Origin of the sequence: Pseudomonas sp. NFX224 (genome assembly GCF_048565165.1) — a bacterium.
Lineage (GTDB): Bacteria > Pseudomonadota > Gammaproteobacteria > Pseudomonadales > Pseudomonadaceae > Aquipseudomonas.
Window position 1 is genome coordinate 1188976 of the sequence record NZ_CP183416.1, and the last position, 23686, is coordinate 1212661.

The 23686-nt window shown below is 51.4% G+C and carries 18 protein-coding genes and 1 pseudogene; 10 read left to right on the top strand and 9 right to left on the bottom strand.

What is annotated here, in order from left to right:
• Window positions 1-14 precede the first annotated feature (14 nt).
• From ACNYC6_RS05240 to ACNYC6_RS05255, 4 genes are all read right to left on the bottom strand, one after another.
• Window positions 15-2009, bottom strand: a complete 1995-nt coding sequence (locus ACNYC6_RS05240) for a polysaccharide biosynthesis protein (protein WP_419711389.1) — start codon at window positions 2007-2009, stop codon at window positions 15-17.
• A 211-nt stretch (window positions 2010-2220) separates the two neighbouring features.
• Window positions 2221-3399 (bottom strand): DegT/DnrJ/EryC1/StrS family aminotransferase, encoded by a 1179-nt coding sequence (locus ACNYC6_RS05245; protein ID WP_419711390.1) that lies wholly within the window; start codon window positions 3397-3399, stop codon window positions 2221-2223.
• A gap of 100 nt (window positions 3400-3499) precedes the next feature.
• The gene (locus ACNYC6_RS05250; protein ID WP_419711391.1) at window positions 3500-4117 is read right to left on the bottom strand and encodes an acetyltransferase; all 618 of its coding nucleotides are present in this window, start codon (window positions 4115-4117) and stop codon (window positions 3500-3502) included.
• Entirely contained in the window at window positions 4114-4710 is a 597-nt protein-coding gene (locus ACNYC6_RS05255; protein ID WP_419711392.1) for a sugar transferase, read from the bottom strand. Before ACNYC6_RS05255 ends, ACNYC6_RS05250 begins: the two co-directional genes overlap by 4 nt.
• A 545-nt stretch (window positions 4711-5255) precedes the next feature.
• On the opposite strand from ACNYC6_RS05255, the gene ACNYC6_RS05260 reads away from it, so the two are divergent.
• The 6 genes from ACNYC6_RS05260 to ACNYC6_RS05285 all read left to right on the top strand — a co-directional run bounded on the left by ACNYC6_RS05260 (window position 5256) and on the right by ACNYC6_RS05285 (window position 13490).
• Window positions 5256-6794, top strand: coding sequence for an IS3 family transposase (locus ACNYC6_RS05260; RefSeq protein WP_419712912.1), 1539 nt, complete (start codon window positions 5256-5258; stop codon window positions 6792-6794).
• A 271-nt stretch (window positions 6795-7065) separates the two neighbouring features.
• Window positions 7066-8097 carry a hypothetical protein gene (locus tag ACNYC6_RS05265; RefSeq protein ID WP_419711393.1) on the top strand — a complete coding sequence of 344 codons (1032 nt, stop codon included), beginning with the start codon at window positions 7066-7068 and terminating at the stop codon, window positions 8095-8097.
• Window positions 8066-10012, top strand: a complete 1947-nt coding sequence (gene asnB / locus ACNYC6_RS05270) for an asparagine synthase (glutamine-hydrolyzing) (protein ID WP_419711394.1) — start codon at window positions 8066-8068, stop codon at window positions 10010-10012. The genes ACNYC6_RS05265 and asnB overlap by 32 nt, the downstream gene beginning before the upstream one ends.
• A gap of 31 nt (window positions 10013-10043) precedes the next feature.
• Window positions 10044-11327: a nucleotide sugar dehydrogenase gene (locus ACNYC6_RS05275; RefSeq protein ID WP_419711395.1), complete on the top strand. Its 1284-nt coding sequence runs from the start codon at window positions 10044-10046 to the stop codon at window positions 11325-11327.
• An 11-nt stretch (window positions 11328-11338) separates the two neighbouring features.
• Complete coding sequence (locus ACNYC6_RS05280; RefSeq protein WP_419711396.1) at window positions 11339-12379, top strand: NAD-dependent epimerase/dehydratase family protein; 1041 nt, start codon at window positions 11339-11341, stop codon at window positions 12377-12379.
• Window positions 12372-13490, top strand: coding sequence for a glycosyltransferase family 4 protein (locus ACNYC6_RS05285; protein ID WP_419711397.1), 1119 nt, complete (start codon window positions 12372-12374; stop codon window positions 13488-13490). Before ACNYC6_RS05280 ends, ACNYC6_RS05285 begins: the two co-directional genes overlap by 8 nt.
• An 831-nt stretch (window positions 13491-14321) precedes the next feature.
• Here ACNYC6_RS05285 and ACNYC6_RS05290 read toward each other — a convergent pair.
• Window positions 14322-15515, bottom strand: coding sequence for an acyltransferase family protein (locus tag ACNYC6_RS05290; RefSeq protein ID WP_419711398.1), 1194 nt, complete (start codon window positions 15513-15515; stop codon window positions 14322-14324).
• Between the two features lie 388 nt (window positions 15516-15903).
• On the opposite strand from ACNYC6_RS05290, the gene tnpB (ACNYC6_RS05295) reads away from it, so the two are divergent.
• From tnpB (ACNYC6_RS05295) to ACNYC6_RS05310, 4 genes and pseudogenes are all read left to right on the top strand, one after another.
• Window positions 15904-16107: an IS66 family insertion sequence element accessory protein TnpB gene (gene tnpB / locus ACNYC6_RS05295; protein WP_419711399.1), complete on the top strand. Its 204-nt coding sequence runs from the start codon at window positions 15904-15906 to the stop codon at window positions 16105-16107.
• Window positions 16097-16537: an IS66 family insertion sequence element accessory protein TnpB gene (tnpB, locus tag ACNYC6_RS05300; protein WP_419711400.1), complete on the top strand. Its 441-nt coding sequence runs from the start codon at window positions 16097-16099 to the stop codon at window positions 16535-16537. Before tnpB (ACNYC6_RS05295) ends, tnpB (ACNYC6_RS05300) begins: the two co-directional genes overlap by 11 nt.
• Before the next feature lie 18 nt (window positions 16538-16555).
• Entirely contained in the window at window positions 16556-18100 is a 1545-nt protein-coding gene (tnpC, locus tag ACNYC6_RS05305; protein WP_419711401.1) for an IS66 family transposase, read from the top strand.
• 137 nt (window positions 18101-18237) lie between these two features.
• Window positions 18238-18654 (top strand): annotated as a pseudogene (locus tag ACNYC6_RS05310) (integrase core domain-containing protein); the annotation flags it as partial.
• A gap of 165 nt (window positions 18655-18819) precedes the next feature.
• Here the strand turns inward: ACNYC6_RS05310 and ACNYC6_RS05315 are convergent.
• The 4 genes from ACNYC6_RS05315 to ACNYC6_RS05330 form a co-directional block, all read right to left on the bottom strand.
• A complete protein-coding gene (locus tag ACNYC6_RS05315; RefSeq protein WP_419711402.1) occupies window positions 18820-19890 on the bottom strand; it encodes a glycosyltransferase family 4 protein in 1071 nt (356 codons plus the stop codon).
• 86 nt (window positions 19891-19976) lie between these two features.
• Window positions 19977-20912, bottom strand: a complete 936-nt coding sequence (locus tag ACNYC6_RS05320) for a glycosyltransferase family 2 protein (protein WP_419712913.1) — start codon at window positions 20910-20912, stop codon at window positions 19977-19979.
• Window positions 20902-22074: a hypothetical protein gene (locus ACNYC6_RS05325; RefSeq protein WP_419711403.1), complete on the bottom strand. Its 1173-nt coding sequence runs from the start codon at window positions 22072-22074 to the stop codon at window positions 20902-20904. Before ACNYC6_RS05325 ends, ACNYC6_RS05320 begins: the two co-directional genes overlap by 11 nt.
• Before the next feature lie 4 nt (window positions 22075-22078).
• Entirely contained in the window at window positions 22079-23341 is a 1263-nt protein-coding gene (locus tag ACNYC6_RS05330) for a flippase (RefSeq protein ID WP_419711404.1), read from the bottom strand.
• Between the last annotated feature and the right edge of the window lie 345 nt (window positions 23342-23686).

The following is a 23686-nucleotide window of genomic DNA, read 5'->3' on the forward strand; positions in this document are numbered from 1 at the left end:
CGGATGTGAAACAATCAGGGTTCGAGGCGGCGTTGTTGGTAGATCCAGTCGACAATGTCACCGTCGGGGGTGTAGCCGCTCACGGTTTCGCGCAAAAGCTGGCGCACCTGCGAATAATCATCGTGCTCTACAGCCAACAACAACTCGGACAATCTTACTTTCAGCACGTCCCAACTCAGATAATCTTCATTGGCGGTCATGATCATCGGGTGTTGTGTTGTCGCCACGTTGTCGCCGATCAACAGCTCTTCGTAAAGCTTTTCGCCTGGACGCAGCCCTGTGAACTGGATGGAAATATCGCCATGCTGGTTCTTTTCCGATCGAACGCTCAACCCGGATAGATGAATCATTTTCTCTGCGAGTTCGACGATTTTGACCGGTTCCCCCATATCCAGCACAAACACGTCGCCGCCCTGCCCCATTGATCCGGCCTGGATCACCAACTGCGCTGCTTCTGGAATGGTCATGAAATAACGGGTGATTTTCGGGTGAGTGACTGTCAATGGCCCACCCGACTTGATCTGCTTGTGAAACAAGGGAATGACCGAACCGGAAGACCCGAGCACGTTGCCAAATCGCACCATGGTAAACCGGGTTTTATTGACTCGGGACACGTTGGTTTTATCACCAAACATCACCGGTGCCACTTCCTGGCTCAATGCCTGCAATGTCAGTTCGGCCAAGCGCTTGGTACTACCCATTACATTGGTAGGACGAACAGCCTTGTCGGTGGAGATCAGCACAAAATTCGACACACCGGTCTGAAGGGCGGCTTGCGCAGTATTTAGCGTGCCAATCACATTGTTCAGCACACCTTCAGCGATATTGTGTTCGACCATCGGCACGTGCTTGTACGCTGCTGCGTGATACACCGTATCCACATGCCAGGTTTTCATCACATCTAGAAGTTTGTCCTGATTGCGCACGGAACCCAAAATAGGCAACAAGCGTACTGATAACGACTCTTGAGCGATTCGTTGTTCCAGCTCCGACAGAATGCTGTAGAGATTGAACTCGCTGTGCTCGAACAAAATAAGGGTTGTCGGATGCAGTGACAGGATCTGGCGACAAAGTTCCGAACCAATGGATCCACCCGCACCAGTGACCAGAACGGATTGGTTTTTGATGCAATGTTCGAGCAAATCGCCTTGCGCTGGCACTGCATCGCGGCCTAGCAAATCGGCAATGTCCACTTCCTGAATATCGTCGACCTTTACCCGTCCACTGGCCAAATCCATGAAACCGGGAACGCTGCGCACATGTAGCGGAAAAGCCTCAAGGAAATTGAGTATTTCTCGACGCCGACCCCGAGTTGCAGAAGGCACTGCCAACAGGATTTCCTGCGCACCTGTTTCGTCAATCATCTGTTGTATGTGTTTCGGGGTGTACACCTGCAGCCCGGAAATAACCCGGTGGGCGATACTGCGATCATCATCGATGAATGCGACCGGACGCATTACGCGGCCCATCCGCAAAGCTACCGCTAACTGATTGCCAGCAGCCCCGGCCCCGTAAATGGCCACTTTGGGCAAACCGTCGTCCCGATTCGTGAAAGGTACATGTTGAGCCGCTGAAAACCAGTCACCCAGGAAGTATTGGCGCATTGCCAGTCGCAGCCCGCCGATCAACACCAGGCTCAGCCACCAATAGTTGAAAATGATCGAACGAGGGACCACCGTTTCGTGATTGCTATACCAATAAACCACGACTGCGAGTAACAGTGACGACAAACTGACGGCCTTGATGATGGCAATCAGCGCATCGTTACCGAAATAACGCATGACCGCGCGATACATCCCGAAACGAACAAACAAAGGAATTGCGACGATCGGAGCACTGATAAAAAGCCAACGATGACCTTCCAACGGATTGATCAGATCATCGATGCCAAGGCGCACGACAAATGCCATCCATAGTGCAAGCCAGACCAGCAGCACGTCGCAAGCGACCTGAATCAGCCGTTTTTTTCTGCGTGATAGCCCCAGCAAGAATGCTCGTGCTTTTTCCATAACTCCCTCGTAAACCTGGACCGTTCATGAACCGCATAGCGCCCGGAAGACCACCAACGCCTAGAAAGACACGCTATTGCGGTTCGGTCTCTATTCAAATTATGTCTGCCGCAGATGCATCCTGAACGGCTCTGCTCTTGACACGCTTGCGCTTTAAACAAGACGCACGATTCCAGACAAACTCCGTATAATGAAAAGCGTGGGTCAACGCTCAACCGGCGACCGCTTCCTGCATAACGTCACGCAACACCTGACACGTCCTGTCAATTTCCGAGAATTTCAGTGTCGGATGCACCATGAACATCAAACTCGTTTCACCCAACTCCCTGGCAAGCGGCAGGCGCTCCGCCGGACGCCATGGCGTGTTGTCGAATGCTTTCTCCAGATAGACCTCAGAGCATGAACCTGAAAAACAGGGAACTCCACGCGCAGCAATCTCATTGAGAATGCGGTCTCGGGTCCAATTCGCTTTCAATGCCATGGGCTCGACGAAAACGTAGCATTTGTAAGCCGCATGCAAGCAATCCGCAGGAATGGCCGGCACTCGCAAACCGATCAATTGATCTGCGGTATCCCAGATTCTACGGGCATTCGCCAATCGCACTTCCTGCCATTGTTCCATATATTTCAGTTGAATACGTCCCAATACACCTTGTACTTCCAGCATTCGCCAGTTGGTACCAAAACTTTCGTGCAACCACCGAAAACCGGGCGCGTGCTCTCGTTCATATACGGCCTCCCAGCTCTTGCCATGATCTTTGTAGGACCACATTTTCGACCATAACTCGCGATTATTGGTCGTGACCATACCGCCTTCGCCACCCGTGGTCATAATCTTGTCCTGACAGAACGACCATGCACCGACATGACCAATCGAGCCAACCGGGCGCCCTTTGTACTTCGCGCCATGGGCTTGGGCACAATCTTCGATCACCTTGAGATCATGCTTCCCGGCGAGGTCCATGATCGAGTCCATATCACATGGCCAGCCCGCGAGATGAACACAGACAATTGCCCGAGTACGCGGTGTCAGTACAGCAGCGATGGTCTGTGCAGTTATGTTCTGCGAGTCGTGATCCACATCTGCAAAAACAGGTACCGCACCCGCGTTAACGATGCTGGACACCGACGCAAGGAAAGTCCGGGAGGTTACGATGACCTCGTCACCAATCCCGATGCCCAGCGCCTGAAAAGCGAGATCCAGGGCAACGGTGCCGTTGGCGAGAGCGATGGCATGGGAGGTTCCGCTCCATGCGGCGAACTCTTTCTCGAACTCACGGCACTCCTGCCCGGTCCAGTAATTGACTTTGTTGGAAAGAATGACGTCACGTACGGCGTTGGCTTCTTCTTCGGAAAAAGAAGGCCAAGGAGAAAACGGAGAATTCAGCACAGCCCATACCCACTTATTTCAAGATGAAAATTCAGAAAAATAGCGCGTTTACATTCAGGTCGACCATGGTTTTCAGCTAGCTCGGCATCTGCTTGAGCTTTTACATGGCCTTGGCAGGCACACCAACAACTGCTGCGCCATCAGAGACATTGCCTACCACCGAAGCGCCAGCCCCGACTACGACGTCACTACCGATTCTGACCAATTGCTTGACACTGGCACCTATTCCGACCCAGCTCCGCTCACCTACGCTAACAGCACCGGCCAACCTAGCGCCCGGACTGACATGTACAGCCGCCCCCAAAACGCAGTCATGGTCAACACTGCAGCCAGTATTAAGGATTGCTCCAAGTCCAACTTTAGCGTCTGCATTGACCACCACCCCAGCAAAAACTACAGAGCCGGGACCAATGCTGGCGTATTGGCTAACCACTGACATTGGATGAATCAACGTCACAACCGGAGCAGATGCGTCGATCAGAGCGGTAAGTTTCATATGACGAACAGCATTATTTCCAATGGCTACCACAACACCTTGGTAATCCTGCAATCGAGTGCACATGGCAGCAGAGTCCCCCACCACGAGCCAGCTACCATTGCGTTCGCAGTTTGGCCATGCATCATCATAAAAATCGACCTGGTCCCAACCGCAGCATTGCGCTGTATCAGCCACGACTTTCCCGTGCCCGCTTGCCCCGAGAACTGCCAGTTTTTTCATTGTTTGTTACCGGTAAATTTGGACATGGTGACTTCACCGTCTGCACTGATGCCCTCTTTGACAACTACCTTTTTCACCGTCATGAAAATGACCTTGAGGTCAAGACATAAGGATTGGTTGTCGACATACCAGACATCCAGCTTGAACTTTTCATCCCAACTCAAAGCGTTGCGACCATTGACCTGGGCCCATCCGGTCACACCTGGACGAACTTCATGACGACGATTCTGCTCCGGGCTATATAGAGGCAGATACTCCATCAGCAAGGGCCGAGGCCCCACCAGACTCATGTCTCCTTTAAGGACATTCCATAGCTCTGGCAGCTCATCCAAACTGCTGGCACGGATAAAGGTTCCGAACGGGGTCATTCGCTCCGAATCGGCCAGCGGATTCCCGTACGCATCCACCGCATCGCGCATTGTTCGAAATTTCACCATCTCAAAAGGTTTGCCACTGCGCCCAGGGCGAACCTGCCTGAATAGAACCGGAGAGCCGAGCTTTTTGCGAATGCTCCAAGCAACGATAGCCATCACCGGAGCGAGAAGTATGAGAGCACACAGTGAAGCGCTGAAATCGAAGAACCGCTTGTACATTTATTTATTGACCCGAACGTCGACTGGATGAACACGTGTAACCAATGCTGCATGTGCCTGCAACGAGGCATCTTCCCATAGAACAACACCACGTCGCTTCTGGCACAAAGCATGCCCAATCACCATTTACAGCCACTGGCATTGGCATTGGCATTGGCAAATTAAGTGACCAAATGCATCATAATCCTCAAGGCAATCGCAGTAATCGAAACTGGATTCTGCTCGCACCTGTAACGAAAGAAACAAAATTCACCTGATTACATTCAGCTTCGGACACCTGAACAATTGCCGACGTGATTGTACCATTTCCAGCACCATAGCCCGCTCGGACGATCAAAAATATAGACAGCCAAAGAGCGAAAAAATTGACGACCATCATTTCGCACATCAAACAATGAATCGCACCAGCCGTAATTCATATTCCCCCGGAAAAACGCCCTTCTCGCGCTACCCGGAACTGAGCAAGCTGACCCGGCTCTGCCTCCAACTTTCTTGACCCCCCTGAGGGGATGCGGCGGAAATCTTGGACTATCTGGAGGTAGTTCATATATTCATACGAAGATCGTATCCGAGCGGTCAAGCTCTACATCAAACTGGGCAAGCGAACCGGAGCAACTATTCGTCAGTTGGGCTACCCGACGAAGAACTCTTTGAAGAGCTGGCACGCAGAGTATGAGCGATGCCTCGACCTGCCGCGTGGCTACGAGAACTCGAAGTCGAAGTACTCACTGGCCCAAAGGGAAAAGGCTGTCGGGCACTATCTCGAATACGGTCGCAACATCGCCGCTCCCATCAAGGCGTTGGGCTACCCCGCGCGGGATTCGTTGCGTGCCTGGATTTACGAAATGCACCCCGAGTTGCATACGCGTATTGTCGGTCGATCAGACGGGTTGGCCCGGCCGCCAGCGGTGAAGCAGGCAGCGGTCATCGCGCTGTGCACGCGAAAAGAAAGTGCGAAAGCCCTGGCTGAAAAACTAGGCGTGTACAGGCCGACCTTGTACAACTGGAAAAACCAGCTACTCGGCCCAGAGGTATCCCCATCCATGAAGTGTCGGCTTGAACCCTCATCGTCACCGGAACGAGAGGAGTTGCAGCGGCAACTCGAATCTCTTCGGCTCGATGTTCGCCGTTTGCAGCTTGAACATGACCTGTTGATGAGGGCGAATGAACTCATAAAAAAAGAGACGGGCATCAACCGGCAAGTCCTGACCAATCGGGAGAAGACATTGCTGGCTGATGCCCTAAGGCAGAGGTACTCCTTGCTAGAGCTGCTTGACGCGTTGGGCTTGGCCCGAAGCTCCTATTTCTATCATCGAGCCCGAATGCAGGTCGCGGAAAAGTACACCGAAGTGCGTCGTGCCATGGCGGACATCTTCGAGCGCAATCATCGTTGCTATGGCTACCGTCGGATGCGAGCTTCGTTGAGCAGGCAGCGTGTGCGCCTTTCAGAGAAGGTGGTGCAGCGCTTGATGAAGCAGGAGTGCCTGGTCGTCGCCAAGCCCAAACGGCGTCGATACGGTTCCTACCTCGGGGAGATCAGTCCCGCGCCGGAAAATCTCGTCAACCGGGACTTCACAGCTGTTGCTCCGAATGAGAAATGGCTGACTGACATCTCGGAGTTCCAGATCCCGGCCGGCAAGGTGTACCTGTCTCCCGTCATCGACTGCTTCGATGGGAAGGTCATCAGTTGGTCGATCGGCACGCGTCCCGACGCCGAGCTTGTGAACACGATGCTGGATGCCGCCGTCGAAACGGTGGCCGGCAACGATAAACGGCCTGTGGTTCACTCCGATCGTGGCGCGCACTACCGCTGGCCCGGCTGGTTATCGCGCATCGCTGATGCGAAGCTGATTCGTTCGATGTCGCGCAAAGGCTGCTCACCTGACAACGCGGCTTGTGAAGGTTTCTTCGGCCGACTGAAAACGGAGCTGTTCTATCCTCGCAACTGGCAGTCAACGAGCATCGAGCAGTTCATTCAGGCCTTGGATTCATACATTCATTGGTACAACGAAAAACGTATAAAGATTTCCCTCGGCGCGCTCAGTCCCATTGAGTATCGTGAAAGCCTGGGCTTCGCGGCATAACCCGTCCAAGTTTTTGTCCGCCCCCCCTGATCAGCTCTGCATCCATGACTACAGCGTTGCATTTCGAAAAACCTTCAGTGGTTTTCGTTGAGTTGGCGGGAATTCTGCTACTTCCTTGGACTTTGAGTTACCGGCACGCGCTAATCTACCTGAAACACAGCATCGTGTTATTCTGGACAGCTTTCATTGCAGCTTCAGGATTAGCGAAATTGCTCAGCACGATCAAAGGCGCCGGCTTAGCCCACACCACTGCAGCCTATTTGTACACAGCGTGTTTTTCGCTCAAGGCGCAGGTTTGCATCGAAAAGACTTAAAAATTGAATTCAATAACTTCATCAGGGCCTTGGCCGTGATCCTGTTACTTGCCTGCTTCCTGACAGACTTTTACGAGCGTTCTCAATTGCTGGCGATCAATACAGACTTTCCACGCCTTTGCGAATGGCCTACGAATCTTGATCAATTCGCACTGTTCCTGTTGCCGACCCCTATCTGGATTATGGCGGTAAACAGTCACTCGAACTGCCGAGACACATGCTGGCTACGCAAACTCCTGTTTTTTTGGGCGCTTTTTCTCCTCGGAATATGCGTTCGCGGCGATGCGCTGCTGCTCGTCTGGTGCGTAAGTTTGCCGCTCTTGACGGTCGTGGCGTCTCACTGCCTGAAACGAATCAACTGGAAGCTATTCGCAACGATGCAGGTGACGCCCGTCTTAGCATTTGGCTCATTCAGGTACATGATCGATGAGCCAGGCCGTGAAAAGCAGATTAAGACTGAAGTCGCGCTTATCGAAGCTGCTTCCTCGATGATTAGCGAAAGCGTGGCCCCAACAATAGCCCCAAGAGCACCTACCCTTGGCAAATCGGATTTCTTAACCAGTTTTGGCGCCGACGAGAACAAGGGCGGCATGCGTAATACTCTGCGGATTCACGCAACAGAACCTTGGCAGAAATCGCCGATTATCGAACATGGTCCAGGCGCGTTTTCCTATTTTGAGGATTCGGAAAACAAACAGAAATTTCCCAGCGCTGGCTTCGACATGCTGACCCAGGCCAGTGTCGTTGATTGGCGCCCTGTATTTGTGGCTTCTGGTCTCAATGCATCGAGCCAGAGCCACTTATTCGCCGGCAATGCTGATCGTTCTGATAATTTTCTCCGAAGCGCACTCCATCCTCCGCCAGCCCGTATTCAGTCTGTACATGATCATTCGCGCGCTAGCGATCAAGAATGTGAGAAAAGCCTCAACCCAACTAAATTAATTACGAGATTGCTCCATGTGCGGTATTGCTGGGTTCTGGCACCCTAATAGCCAAGGCAGGTACGATGGGCGAACTGCTCTCACCCGCATGACTAACGCCATACTTCATCGTGGCCCCGATGACTCTGGCACCTGGGACAATGGCGCCGGCTTGTTCCTTGGCCACCGTCGACTGGCCATTGTCGACCTGACTTCGGCCGGGCACCAGCCAATGGCATCTCCAACCGGGCGCTATGTCATTGTCTTCAATGGTGAGATTTACAATTTCCAGGCACTGCGCAAGTCGCTCGATGCAGCGCACCAGAGCCCATTGTCATGGCGCGGCCACTCGGACACCGAGGTGATGCTGGCAGCATTCGAATATTGGGGCATCAAAGAAACATTGAGCAGGCTGGTAGGTATGTTCGCGCTGGCGGTATGGGACCGCACTCGCGAAACCCTGACACTGGCGCGTGACCGGATTGGTGAAAAACCACTCTATTACGGCCTGAAGAAAGGCACGCTGCTCTTCGCCTCGGAGCTGCAGGCGCTCGATGCGCACCCAAGCTTTGATGCAGAAGTTTCGCGCGACAGCCTCGCGCTGCTCCTGAAATATGCGTATGTGCCTTCGCCACACTCCATTTATGAAGGCATTCACAAATTGCCGCCCGGCACATGGATCGAACTCGATCGTGCAGCACTGGAGAGTGGCAACGTTGGAGCGCCACAGGCCTATTGGGAGCTGCCTATCGTAAAACACGGGAGTCGCCCGGCGCTTTCCGACTCTGAGGCGATCGACCAACTTGACGCGTTGATGCGCACAACCATCAGCGAGCAAATGATGGCCGACGTGCCCCTCGGTGCGTTTCTGTCTGGCGGAATCGACTCAAGCCTGATTGTCAGCTTGATGCAATCGCTATCCTCCCAGCAGGTCAAGACCTATACCATCGGCTTCGACAATCCTGGTTACAACGAGGCTGAGCATGCAAAAGCCGTGGCTCGTCACCTCGGCACCGACCACACCGAGCTTTACGTTTCAGGCACCGACGCGCTGAACGTGGTACCTAAATTACCTGACATCTATGGCGAACCCTTCGCCGACTCATCGCAGATCCCGACTTATCTCGTTTCTCAATTGGCGCGCAGCCAGGTTACTGTGAGTCTGTCTGGCGATGCAGGCGATGAATTATTCGGCGGATACAATCGCTATCAATTCCTGCCCAATGTCTGGCGCAAACTCAGTCGTGTGCCCGTACCTGCCCGCCGGCTGGCTGCGCGGATGATTGAGTCTGCATCCCCAAGTCGCTGGGACTCCATCGCTAGCGGATTAACGCCGATTACCCCGACAAGTCTTCGCGTCAGGCTACCTGGAGACAAGCTCCACAAACTCGCCACCGTCATGCGGCACGACACTCCTGGCTTAATGTATGATCGCGTGGTTTCACAGTGGCAAAATGCGAGTGACGTGGTCATTGGCGCATACCGCATGCCCTGCCCGACGTCCGTTGGGGACAGTGATTTCGCCTCTTGGATGATGCACCAGGACACGCTGACCTACCTACCTGACGACATACTGGCCAAAGTGGATCGTGCAGCAATGGCAGTCAGTCTGGAAACCCGTGTGCCGTTCCTCGACCATCGGATCGTCGAATTCGCGTCAGCATTGCCGATGTCGTTCAAAATACGTAACGGCAGCACCAAGTGGATTCTGCGCCAACTACTCGATCGTTACGTTCCACGAGAGCTTATCGAACGCCCTAAAATGGGGTTCGGTATCCCGTTACACGAATGGCTCCGCGGCCCATTGCGTGACTGGGCTGAGTCCTTGTTGGACCCACAACGATTGGCAAGCGAAGGTTATTTCGCACCAGGCCCAATCCGGGCCGCCTGGGAAAGACATCTCCGAGGGCAGGGTAACTACCAGCATCAGCTTTGGCCTGTGCTGATGTTCCAGGCATGGCTCGATCGAAAACGAGCCATCTGAATAAAAGATTTCATTTATTAGAGGAAAATCCATGTATCTCAGAAAGATATCAGTGGTCGGGCTGGGCTATGTAGGCCTGCCCGTGGCTGTAGCATTTGGCAAACACGGGCCTGTCATCGGATTCGACATTAACGAAAGCCGCCTGCAAGAACTACGTGCGGGACAAGACCGCACAAACGAAATCACCCGTGAAGAGCTGGGGCAGACGCAGATTGAATTCACCAGCAAGACCGAAGTTCTTGCTCAGGCGGACTTCCATATCATAGCCGTGCCCACACCGATTGACGACGCCCACCAACCGGACCTGACCCCAGTGCTCAAGGCTTCCGAAACAGTTGGTAAAGCGCTCAAACAGGGCGATATTGTCGTGTATGAATCGACTGTTTACCCTGGCGTGACAGAGGATATCTGCGTTCCAATTCTCGAGCGCGTGTCGGGATTGAAATGCGGCATCGACTTCACTGTTGGTTACAGCCCGGAACGCATTAACCCGGGTGACAAAGAGCACACGTTCACCAAGATCAAAAAGGTGGTATCCGGACAAGACGCCGCCACACTTGAAATTGTGGCCGACGTATACAGCTCTGTGGTCACGGCCGGCGTTTACAAAGCAGCTTCCATCAAAGTAGCCGAAGCAGCCAAAGTGATCGAAAACACGCAGCGCGATCTGAACATCGCCCTGATGAATGAACTGGCATTGATCTTCGACCGCATGGACATCGACACACTCGACGTCCTGGAAGCGGCAGGCACCAAGTGGAATTTCCTGAAATTCAAACCAGGACTGGTAGGCGGGCATTGCATTGGCGTGGACCCTTACTATCTAACCCACAAGGCGGAGAAGCTTGGCTACATCCCCCAGGTAATTCTGGCTGGCCGTCGCATCAATGACAGCATGGGAGCCTTTATTGCCCAGCAGACGATCAAGCAGATGATCCATGCCGGTCATGCGATTGCTGGCGCCGTAGTCACGGTGCTTGGATTGACCTTCAAAGAGAACTGTCCTGATCTGCGCAACTCTCGCGTTATCGACATCATTCGCGAGCTCGAGGACTTCGGCATCAAGGTACAAGTCTTCGACCCAGAAGCCGAGCCAGCAGAAGCCTTGCACGAATATGGTGTCTCGTTACTCAAGCTCGACGAACTCCAGCCCGCCGCTGCGGTCGTGGTTGCCGTTGCGCACGATGCTTATGCGCGCTGGACAAACGATGAATACCTGAAGCTGATGCACGCCGCCCCTGTTGTCATTGATGTCAAAGGTATTTGCGACGGTCCCGCGCTGCAAAGTGCTGGAGCGCGCTTCTGGCGCCTTTAAAGGAGAGTTGCATGAATACTTACGAAACTTTGCGTCAAGAGCTGATGGCTTCGCCGCGTACCTGGCTCGTTACCGGCGTGGCCGGTTTCATCGGTTCGAATTTGCTTGAAACGCTCCTTCAGCTCAATCAGCGCGTGATTGGTCTGGACAACTTCGAGACCGGCCACCAACGCAATCTTGACCTTGTGCAACAGGCCGTTTCCGATACTGCCTGGGAACAATTCAAGTTTGTGCAAGGTGACATCCGCAAACTGGAAGACTGCCAAAGCGCTCTGGCCGGAGGCGTTGACTACGTTCTTCACCAGGCAGCACTGGGTAGCGTGCCCCGCTCGCTGGAAAACCCGATCCTCACCAACAACACGAACATCGACGGCTTCCTGAACATGCTCGTCGCCAGCCGGGATGCCGGCGTCAAGCGCTTCGTCTATGCCGCATCAAGCTCCACGTATGGCGATCATCCCGGACTGCCTAAGGTCGAGGATCGGATTGGTCGGCCACTCTCACCTTATGCGGTCACCAAATATGTAAATGAGTTGTACGCAGACGTTTTTGCGCGCTGCTATGGACTGGGGACAATCGGGTTGCGTTACTTCAACGTATTCGGCCCAAGACAGGACCCGGATGGTGCGTATGCTGCCGTTATTCCAAAATGGTTTGGCGCCCTGCTCCGCGACGAGCCCATTTATATCAACGGAGACGGTGAAACCAGTCGTGACTTTTGTTACGTGGCCAATGCCGTGCAAGCCAATATCCTGGCGGCTACGACAAATGAAACCGAAGCCGTGAACCAAGTGTTCAACGTGGCGGTAGGCGACCGCACCACACTGAACGACCTGTATGCCCATATCCGCGAACTTGCCAGTTCCACCAAGCCTGAGCTCAAGGATGTGAGCCCTGTGTACCGTGATTTCAGAGCTGCCGATGTGCGTCATTCCCAGGCGGATATCAGTAAAGTGCAATCGTTGCTCGGTTACGCTCCAACACATCGTATCGCAGCCGGACTGCAGGACTCTGCCACCTATTACACAACCCACGTAGGCAAGCATGTCTAAGATTGTCGTCATTGCCGGGCTCGCCGAATCGCTGATTCGGTTTCGCGGGGAACTTCTGGATGCAATGCGGGCTAATGGCCACGAAGTCGCCGCCATAGCACCCGAAGATGATGATTCAGTGCGAAAGCGACTCGCCGAAAAAGGGATTGCATACCATGTTGTGCCGATGGCACGTGCCGGGATGAATCCATTTGCCGACTTCCGCTACCTGCTTCGGCTCAATCAGTGTTTACGCGAGATAAAGCCCGATGTGACGCTCGCGTATACAATCAAGCCGGTGGTCTACGGCTTGCCCGCGGCGCGTCTGGCGGGTGTCAAGCGTCGCTACGCGCTCATTACCGGACTTGGTTATGCATTTACCGAAGTCGAAGCAAGCTTCAGCCGGCGCCTCTTGAATCGCGTCGCATCAGGTTTGTACCGGTTCGGCCTGTACTTTGCCAATGGCCTGTTTTTCCAGAACCCGGATGACCGACACCTCTTCAAGGAGCAGGGACTTTACAAGTCAGCTATTCCGGCCTGGATCGTCAATGGCTCCGGAGTCGACACTGATCGCTTCCCGGTAGCCCCCCTGCCAGCCCAACCGAGTTTTTTGTTTGTGGGCAGACTGTTACGCGATAAAGGAGTAATTGAGTATGTGGAGGCCGCTCGCACACTGAAATCGACTCACCCGCAAGCGGCTTTCCATTTAGTCGGTCCGCTGGACTCAAACCCGTCGGGCATTAATGCAGATGTTGTTGCAGGCTGGGAAAAGGAAGGGATTGTCCAGTATCACGGTGCAGTCAGCGACGTGAAGCCTTACCTCGCCGCCTGCAATGTATTTGTGCTGCCTTCATACCGTGAGGGCACACCACGCTCAGTGCTCGAAGCAATGTCCAGCGGGCGGGGAATCGTCACTACCGATGCTCCAGGATGTCGTGAAACGGTACAAGACGGGGTCAATGGCATACTTGTGAGGCCCGGCGATTCGACCGACCTGGCGAAAGCGATGGCACGCCTGGCAGACGCAAGCGAGTTGCGCGAGCAGATGGGCCGAATGAGTCGCGAACTTGCGGAGCAAAAGTATGATGTACATCGGGTAAACGCAGCCATGATCGAAGCAATGGGGTTGTAGAACTTATAACTAGCCTGGTCCGGCACGATGCCAGCATTCAACGCCGGGCCTCGATAGTTCGAATTTCGTCCAATCCCATCGACATTGAGTCCCTCGCTGCTGAAACTGACCCGCCTAGCGTGCTGTTTTCGAAATAATTTACCCGATCACCTGTGCTTCCATCGCCTGGCATGCTCGCCGGATCTTGCTCAAAATCTCCTCGCCTTTTGCGTTGCAAACGTACCGGGTCGGTCGTGCGTTTCGTAGTATGCATCCGGCCAAGTCATCTACCCAGCCTCACAAGGCGAGGACATGGTGCGCACTTAAATTTAAGGGTCGCGGTAGGAATGGCAGTCGCCTGCCCCCCCCCCCCCCGCACAGATCCGTACATGCAGAATTACCGCATACGGCTCCTGCCTTGGGTTTTGACGCCGAGGCGGGTTATGGGATACGGATGCATTGGTGTCTCTCGTGGATAGGGTATGAAAAAACGGGCCAGCGAAATCATGCGCTCCCAATTCAACCGGTGACGCTGACTTCGTCGTTTTAGAGCATGTCTCCATGCCCCGAGAGTTTCACGGCGAAAGGCATCCAGTCGCCGCGTATTACCGGGGACATGGTAATAATTGCAATCCCCCCCTAAACAATCGACTCAACCACTGACCATTCACTGGGACTGGCTCGTGCCTGCGCTTGTGAAGTTGCGCTCGTATCTCTTTGAGCGTTGCCCTCATGCGCTTACCAATGGTTACACGCCCAACCACAATGGTGTCTCTATTAGACTCCATATACCTCATGCACGTAGACACCTCTGCAGCCAGCTAATTACAACACTTCGTGCCTCGTGCTAATTTATTCAGTTTTCTCACCGGCAAGTGGAGTAGAATTTTTGGCTCTGAGCCACTCAGTTAATGGTCTTACCTTTTTCATCGCAGGCTTTTCCAAAAACCTGAAAGTTGCACCACAGATCAAGATCAAAACAGGCGCAAGCATTATGATCACGGCCCAGTATTGAAGAGGAGTAAGCCCTTTAGTAGTGGGAAGTCCAATCACAAACTGAAAGGTTACAAACAGAAGAATGCCGTGTAGAAGGTAAATGCTGTATGCCATTTCTCCCAATGCGCGGGAGATTCTATTTTTAAGCGCACCAAAAACACTATTACCACCTGCGACGAGACAAAAGGCTATTGTCAGAAGGACCTTGGCCGTTGTGCTGCCGTACAGAGATGGATAATGAATAACAGTGTAGGAAACTAACACCACTACCAACGCGGTTGCCCACCTGGATATCGCAAAATTTCTGAAGCGCTGAAATCGCACAATAACAGCAGCCACCATACCGCCCCCAAACAGCCAGTAATAATTACTACCTGAGAAATAAATAAAAATAGCCGCAATTAGCAGCGCGCTGACTATCAAATAGGGAAGCGGAGGTCGTAACCCTACCACCAAAGCAATAAGAGGCAGTGCGATATAGAAAAACCATTCATACGGCAATGACCATGTAACGCCCGCATTTATCAGATTGCTCACTTGCAAACCATTAAGCTCTGGGCCTCCAAAAATCGTAAAGCTCAGCCATTTAATAATGCCTATAAATATTTTCGATATCGGCTCTGCTGGGCCATCCTTTGTCATTATAAAAACTATCGAAAAAAGCAAAATCATTGAGAAAAAATAAAGCGGTGTTAACCTTAGAAATCGGGATACATAGAGACGCAACCAGTCAAGACCGCTATCTCGACTATCTAATAATTTTGAAAAAAACAGGAATCCGGTGATCATGAAAAATAGCGCAACGCCATCCTGCCCAAAGTGGACAAACAACTGTGAGGGGGGAACAGCCCAAACTCCAGTCTGCAGATAGTAGTACCAGATACACGAATGATGTAAGAAAACGAAAAAAGCAAGGTACCCGCGCAATCCGTCTATCGTCAAAAAGCGTCCATGAGTAGAAGGCACGACCAAACTATTTGATATAAATCGTGTTGACAATAATGCGACACAGAGAGAAATGACAGCAGCGCTAATACTTATTATATCCACTTAATTCTCGACTCCCAAAGCCCAAGCCACTTCGTATCGCGACATAATATAGTGCTATTGCTGCCAAGGCCTACTCCTATCTCATATACCATTCACAGCTCAGTCCTCTTGGTCGGAGAGGTGAGTGTGCTAAGCACATCAGCCTGGCCTTTGTATCACAGATGGCAGTGTGTCGACTTGGAGCACTAGGGCTGCCCTCCTACTTTTAAAGGCCAGCAGTATGGGGAAGAACAGGCCAATGCCGCCCGACTCAAAGAAATCCAAGATCCCAACGTCACGAAACGTCATCGAACGGAAAAACTTCGTAAGCGCTCCATGAACCCCACATTCCAAGCGCTTATCTGATGCTCGATGCTGTGCTCCCGATTCTCTCAGGAGCCCGTTCGCCATGATGCGACCCGATGCCAAAGTCGAAAAAGTCTATCTCTACCCCAAACCCGTCGACTTCCGAAAATCCATTGACGGCCTGGCGGCGTTGGTCGAGTTTGATATCAAGGTCGCGGTCTTTGACCCAGTGCTTTTTGTTTTCCTCAACAAGCCACGCAACCGCGTGAAGATCTTGTACTGGGAACGCAACGTAAGTGCTCCATGAACACCACATTCAAAGCGCTAAGCTGATCCCCAATGCTGTGCTCCCGATCTCTTTCTGGAGCCAGCCCGGCCATGATGCGACCCGACGCCAAAGTCGAAAAGTCTATCTCTACCCCAAACCTGTCGACTTCCGAAAATCCATCGACGGCCTCGCCGCGTTGGTAGAACTGGACATAAAAGTGGCGGTATTCGATCCGGTGCTTTTCGTCTTTCTCAACAAGTCCCGCAATCGAGTGAAGATCTTGTATTGGGAGCGCAACGGCTTCTGTCTTTGGCTCAAGCGCCTGGAATCCGAGCGTTTCAAAACATCGCCCGATGCTACGGAAGAGGCGATTGTCCTCAGCGTCCAGGAACTTAACTGGCTGCTCGACGGTTTTGACCTATGGCGCAACCGTCCTCATCAGGTTTTGACGCCGCGCTATGTGGCGTGACCCGGTATAATCCGGGCCATGATTTCTCTGCCCGATGACCTTCCTGACGATCCTGTTTTACTCAAGCAATTGCTGCTTGAGGCACTCAATCGTCAGGAACAAACAACCCAGGCTTATCAGACTCACATCGTCGACCTTAAAGAACAGATCAAGCTGTTACGTGACCGTCTGTTTGGGCGCAAGTCCGAGCAAACCGCAGAGCCCAATACGCCGCAACTGGCCTTGTTCAACGAACCTGAAAGCGAGCCGATGCCTTCAGTCGATGACGTTGATGAGGAAGTCGTTGCACCGACAGCGCGGCGTGGCAAACGCAAGCCGTTGTCGGCTGACCTGCCACGTATCGAAGTCATCCACGAACTGCCCGAGCACGAGCTGACCTGTGCCTGCGGTTGCCGTAAACATGCCATCGGCGAAGAGACCAGCGAGCAACTGGACATCGTGCCGATGCAGATCCGCGTCATCAAACATGTCCGCAAGGTCTACGGTTGCCGGGGCTGCGAAGCTGCCCCGGTCACGGCTGACAAGCCCGCGCAACTGATCGAGAAAAGCATGGCCAGCCCAAGCGTGCTGGCCATGCTGCTGACCACCAAGTATGTCGACGGTTTACCGCTGCATCGGTTTGAGACGGTACTCAGCCGCCACGGTATCGATATCCCTCGGCAAACGCTGGCTCGCTGGGTGATCCAGTGCAGCGAGCATTTCCAGCCAATGCTGAACCTGATGCGTGACCGGTTGCTGGAAAGTCCGGTCATCCACTGCGATGAAACCCGTGTCCAGGTGTTGAAAGAACCGGATCGAGACCCGACCAGTCAATCATGGATGTGGGTGCAAGCCAGTGGTCCACCGCATCGAAAAGTTGTGCTGTTTGATTACACGTCCAGCCGTGCGCAGGACGTACCGTTGCGCTTGCTGGAAAGTTACCGTGGCTATGTCATGACGGACGATTACGCCGGCTATAACGCGTTGGCGTTGCAGCCAGGAGTGGAACGCCTGGCGTGCATGGCTCATGCACGACGCAAGTTCGTGGACGCGCAAAAAGTGCAGCCCAAGGGTAAAACCGGGCGGGCTGATATCGCGCTGGCGATGATCAACAAGCTGTATGGCATCGAGCGCGAGCTCAAGGATGTCAGCGATGAACAGCGGTTTACCGGTCGACAGGAGAAAAGCCTGCCGATCCTGGCGCAATTGAAAAGCTGGCTGGATAAAACCCAGTCGCAGGTGACGGCACAAAGTGCGTTGGGCAAGGCTGTGCATTATCTGGCAAATAACTGGAGCAGGCTGGAGCGCTATGTCGAAGCGGGTTACTTGCCCATCGACAACAATGCGGCCGAAAGAGCGATCAAGCCGTTTGTCATAGGGCGCAAGGCCTGGCTGTTCAGCGACACCGTCAACGGCGCCAGTGCCAGCGCGAAGATCTATAGCCTAGTCGAGACCGCCAAGGTCAACGGCCAGGAGCCTTATACGTGGCTGCGCCACGTACTTGAGCGGCTGCCGCATGCCTCGTCAGTAGCAGACTACGAAGCTCTGCTGCCGTGGAACTGCTCGCCAGAGATGCCACGGTAAACCGTTAACCCACTGTTGGGCAGGTGGGTTTTATGGATCGCCTACCATCATGGCGGCCTGGCTCCAGAAAGAAATCGGGAGCACAGCATCGGGGATCAGCTAAGTGCTTTGAATGTGGGCTTCATGGAGCGCTTACGATGAAATCGCTGACGCTGTTGAGCAAAATGCATGATCTGGGCATCACGCCGTCCCGTGGCCGACCGCGAGTGAGCAATGACAACCCGTACTCGGAATCACTGTTCCGGACGTTGAAGTACTGCCCGCAATGGCCGGCAGATGGTTTTGCCAGCCTGGACGCCGCCCGAGCCTGGGTAAGGGATTTTATGTGCTGGTATAACCACGAGCACCGGCACAGCCGAATCCGCTTCGTGACACCGGCCGAACGGCACCGTGGCCAGGATCATCAAATCCTGGCTCGGCGTCATGAGCTGTATGAGCAAGCCCGGGAGAAATGCCCGGAGCGCTGGTCTGGACAGACACGAAACTGGGAGCCGATCGGCACGGTGCTGCTGAACCCGGATCGGGAACAGCAGGTCGAGAAAAGAGCGGCATAGTTAGACGGTTGACGCGACAACTACCTTGAAAAACGCCGGCACCTACCTACTTCAAATGAATGAAGCTCGGCTCGCCCACCTGAAATCCGATCACACCAAAAACCTTGTTACTTAGCCTTGAGAGACCAAATATAAACCTATATATAGGTTTATATTACAGCTATTTTATCCGACTGTGTCGGTAAATATTTTATTCAGAGCCAATACCTGAACGTTAAGAGCGTATCTATTTTCCACAGCCACCCGTCCCGCCCGACCATAGTGCAATCGCTGATCAGCATTGCCTAATAGCTCCCGCAAAGACGACTCCCATTGTGATGAGCTATCGGCTAGCAGCCCACATTGACTTCCATCGACAATCTCAATATTCACACCCACCGGAGAAGCCACTACGGGAACACCGGAAGCCATGTATTGAATCAGTTTATAGCCACACTTGCCCTTCTCCCAAGGGCCATCAACCAACGGCATGATGCCTATATCCATTTGCCTTATGAAGTCGACCTCACTATCCTCTGACCAAGGTTGAACCTCTACGGGTATGCCAGATAGCTCATCAACAATCTCGGGGGTTGCACCGATCAGCATAACGCGAGCGCCAAATTCATCGCAGGCCTTGAGAAGTGCCTGTCGGATTCCGATTACATACTTTTGTGTCGAAGGTGAACCTATCCAACCAATAACGAGCGATTGACCACTAGCGTCCCGCTTGGCCAAATACCGGTTCTTGTCGACGACGGTGGGAACCACAACAACATCTTTGGCTCCCGCCGCGATTGCACGATTGGCAAGATAATTGTTTCCCGCAATCACGCATCGAGCGTTGCGCATTACGACATCGATTTTTCTGCCCAATATTTTGCGAATCAGCAAACTAGAGGAAAGATCATAATTGTGAAATATTGCATCATCATAATCCACAACATAGGGAAAAGCAAAAACCCTCAGAAGCCTCTCTACTGTCGCTGGGAAATAAGGAAACACTTCTTTTTCTATCCAAATAATATCGTATTTCCGAACAGTAAAAAGTGTAAAAAAACGCAGCAAATAGCAGTACGCAGTACGAAAAGCAGAACGCTTGCCTGAGCTGTATAAAAACTTAAGATAGGCGTCATCAAACAAGCACTGAACTACAACCTCTACTCCACCCTTTTCAAGAGCAGGTATATATTGAAGACAGCGAAGACGGCTACTTGCCCCAAGCCGAGAATACTTTGACAATAATAAAATTTTCATAGTTAACTGCATCTCACCTAAAAAAACCAAAGTCCAAACTGTATCATGCCCCGCCCCGTCGAGGTACTTACTGTAACAATTCAGAGTCAGTTCTCTTTCCGCCCCTTAAAAATCCATCCAGGTAGCCAACTAATCAGCAATCCATAGGCGACCCAGGTTTCCCTGACAGACGATAATGAACCTCGCAAGATTGAAATCGCAGTACGAGACAGTGGCTCGAGTAACAACGTGCTTAAAAGGACCGATGTCGCCCCCAAAAACCCAAAATATTTATACGAATAAATAATCTTGCTACGCTGTGAGTAAAATAGTCGTCGTGCCTTAATTTGATCAGAAGTCCCTCCACCTTTATGGAATGCTTGAATATAACTAAGGAACTCTATTCTCCAACCCTTAGCTTTAACTCTTCGCGATAGATCAAGGTCCTCCAAATACACGAAGAACCTTTCATCAAATCCCTGCAACTGGTCGAAAATCTCACGTCGAATAAGATAGAAAGCCCCTATCACATGGTCAACAGAGCGATCACTTGCATGATCCCACTCCCTCATAAAATGACCAAGCTTGGGAAAAAATTGATCGAGACCAACGGTGTGCGCAAGAAAACCTGCCACGGTTGGAAACCTGGTGCAGCTACGTGAAATTTCACCGAGTTCATCTTTCAGCTGTACCCCGCAGACACCAACATCCCGGTTGTCTGGGTGCTCCATATAGTCGAGTACTGATTGTAGCGATGCTGGAAAGACAGCCGCGTCCGGGTTCAGAAAAAGAACATACTCGGCACTTCCGTGCTTTGCACCCAAGTTGCAAGCCTTTCCAAACCCAAGATTTCGACCAGCTTTAATCAACTCAACTTCCGTCAGAGGTAGCAATAGTTTTTCCGAACCATCGGTTGAACCATTATCTACGACTACGATTTTCGCTAGATCGTTGTTATCATCCTGGACTATTGAAGTCACGCACTGCAAAACTTGGTCGCCAGAGTTCCAATTCACAATAACCACATCAATTTTATGACTCACTTTCAACACCCATGTCCTTTCTAGTGCAGCCAAAACCAACCAGCAGGGCTAAAAACACCCAGAAACCAGTAATATACTGCTGAGTAAAGTGCGGATCCTCAACCATCAACGCCATCATAATTATCAAGAATCCAAAGAACACATTTCGGTCACGACGAAATACCGTACGCCCTACGAAAAAAAAGAAGCACAACGAAACCAAAACCGCGGCATAAGACTGTTCGATCAATGAGGTCATCCAAAAGTTATGGGCAGAGAGTTCGAAGTAAAATAGTGATGAATAATAGCCAATTGGCTCAAAAGGGTGACTCGTCAGATAATCAATTTTCTCTACCAGTGTTTGCAATCGTCCATTTCCGGTCGCCAACAGTTCAACATCCGTTCTAGACGACAAAAATGTGTCAAATCCGGATAAATCCCAGCCAACAAATATGACCATGTAGGCGAAAAAAACACCAAGCACAACACCTAAAATAGCACCAACCACAACTAGCTGGCGCAGCCTAAAAACGACAAACAACAACAAAAACAACAACAATATATTTGATCGAGAAAATGTAAGACATATACCCGCTGAAACAAGACAGAACATCAGAAAATCAAACTTCGTTCGTTCTTCCAATATCGTATAAGACACAGCCGATAGAAGCAAAACCTGTGCAATTGTATTACTTGCCCCCCAAGGAAGAGACATAGCCCCCCCAACATACCGCTCCAGCACGACCTGTTGAATACCAACTACCAAAGAGTTCAAGAAGAAGTTGACAATAAAATACGCTGCCAAAACCGCGCCGGAACATATTAAAACCCTAGCAAGCGTCTGGACCGACAATCGCTGGCTTAGCACACTGCAAATCAACCCTAAATAAATGACAAAGCCAATCAAGTTAAAGACAGCCCTTACCGACGACTGAAACTGATTGAATGACAAAACTGTCATGACAATAATCAATAAAATATGGAGGAATGGAAAAAGAAAAAATCTCCAATCCATATCAACCCAATAACGAGAAATAACCGATATGAAGGCAAGTATTGAAGCGATAAAAAAAGGTGTTCCGAAACTCAGCACCCCCCCATCCTCAGGGGATGTGCTAAATCCCAACAAAATCATACCAAAGACGAAACACACGAGGTATTTTGGAAGCCTGATCTTCAACACACCTTCACCGCTTAAATTTAGTAAAGTAAAAGAGACCTAGCGCATCAAAAACAACTCGAAAGGTCCATGCCATTGCCGCACCCACAACACCAAAATGGGTAATTAACATATAGAGCATCCCCACAAAAGCCGGCAACTCAATCAGGTGTAAAATTGCAGTTTCTTTAGATCTGCCAGACGCATGCAAAAACGAATAATACATTGAACCTATAGCGTTAAAAAACACACCAATGCAAAGAACCCTTCCCACACAGGTAGATTCTTCCGAGACATATTTTCCAACCCAAAGATTCAAAATATAGGGCATCAATAGTGCAATGCACCCCATTACGCAGAACATGATGAGCGAAACCCTAACCACCCATCGATTAAAAGTGTGATGGGCTTTATTTATATCCTCTTGTAAAAAACCAGCAATTACCGGAAATGCTACCGTAGTAATTGCCCCAACTAGGATCAGCGCCTGCACCGTTATTTCATAAGGAATCACATAAGCGGTTACCGCTGCGGCAGATATCAGCGTCCCGACAAAAAAACGATCAGCCTGCACTAAGAATGGGCTTACAATACTACTTACCGTTACCCACCCTCCAAAATTCAGGAGTTTATTGGCTTGCATTCTAGTAAACTTACCTTTTTCACCATCGCCATTTGGCAGGCATTGGTAAGCAAACGCTCTGTACATAAACAACGCCGCCGCTCGAGAAACCACCAAAGTTGCGATCAACCAATACAACTGATTAGTGAACTGCGCAACCAGGAATGGAGCACCGAAATTTGCCGCGCCAAGAGCAACACGCAAGAAGCTAATATTTTTAAAATTAAGATAGGCCTCATTAACACCGCGATAAGTTGCACTGATTGCCTGCATCGGTATGGCCATTGCCAGTAGCAGCAAAGAAACAAGAACCTCCATCACACTAACGGTCTGTCTCGGTACGAAATTATACCCACCCAGACAGCTTCCCAATACGATCAGAACGAATCCAATAATACCGATAACCATTGTAATCCGGACTGCGGTACTAATAACATCAGGAATTTCATTTTCACTGTCCCTTCCTCTGAGGGACGCTAGTCTTTGCGTAACCGCACGACCAACCCCCAGATCGAGCGCTCCAGCGTAGCCAATCAATCCCCATGCAAGCGCCAGAAAACCAAATCGCTCAGTGCCTATTACCGAAATCAAGCTTGGAACAGTCAGCGCAGCTATAAGTAGAGGCAAACCGAGGCCTAGCAGATTCCAAATGATATTTTTATAGTGCACTACAACCTCGTGTGGATACATTACGCAACGAGCCCATAGATATTCTGACCATTATCAATTAAGCACCTATGGATAAGAACACATGAACAAAGGACACTCGGAAACTACTAAAATAGTGGATTTAATAGTTAGCAAATCTATTCAACATCAACCAGTGCATAAAATATCCTATGCATAGATTTATCAAGCTCAGCATAGATGTCAAACCCTAGATCATGCCCCAACATTATTTTGTCAAAAAAATGACATCTCCCTTGCGTAACGCACAACCTCACTGCTGGGTTGCCTAATTAATGAGACCTGCGGTATCCGCATGGTTCAATTGGAAACCCACCAACCACGAGA

Coding starts and splice junctions, on each gene's coding strand:
- ACNYC6_RS05240 (WP_419711389.1), bottom strand. CDS start 2,009: ATGGAAAAAGCACGAGCATTCTTGCTGGGGCTATCACGCAGAAAAAAA.
- ACNYC6_RS05250 (WP_419711391.1), bottom strand. CDS start 4,117: ATGAAAAAACTGGCAGTTCTCGGGGCAAGCGGGCACGGGAAAGTCGTG.
- ACNYC6_RS05255 (WP_419711392.1), bottom strand. CDS start 4,710: ATGTACAAGCGGTTCTTCGATTTCAGCGCTTCACTGTGTGCTCTCATA.
- asnB (WP_419711394.1), top strand. CDS start 8,066: ATGTGCGGTATTGCTGGGTTCTGGCACCCTAATAGCCAAGGCAGGTAC.
- ACNYC6_RS05275 (WP_419711395.1), top strand. CDS start 10,044: ATGTATCTCAGAAAGATATCAGTGGTCGGGCTGGGCTATGTAGGCCTG.
- ACNYC6_RS05280 (WP_419711396.1), top strand. CDS start 11,339: ATGAATACTTACGAAACTTTGCGTCAAGAGCTGATGGCTTCGCCGCGT.
- ACNYC6_RS05285 (WP_419711397.1), top strand. CDS start 12,372: ATGTCTAAGATTGTCGTCATTGCCGGGCTCGCCGAATCGCTGATTCGG.
- tnpB (WP_419711399.1), top strand. CDS start 15,904: ATGATGCGACCCGATGCCAAAGTCGAAAAAGTCTATCTCTACCCCAAA.
- tnpC (WP_419711401.1), top strand. CDS start 16,556: ATGATTTCTCTGCCCGATGACCTTCCTGACGATCCTGTTTTACTCAAG.
- ACNYC6_RS05315 (WP_419711402.1), bottom strand. CDS start 19,890: ATGAAAATTTTATTATTGTCAAAGTATTCTCGGCTTGGGGCAAGTAGC.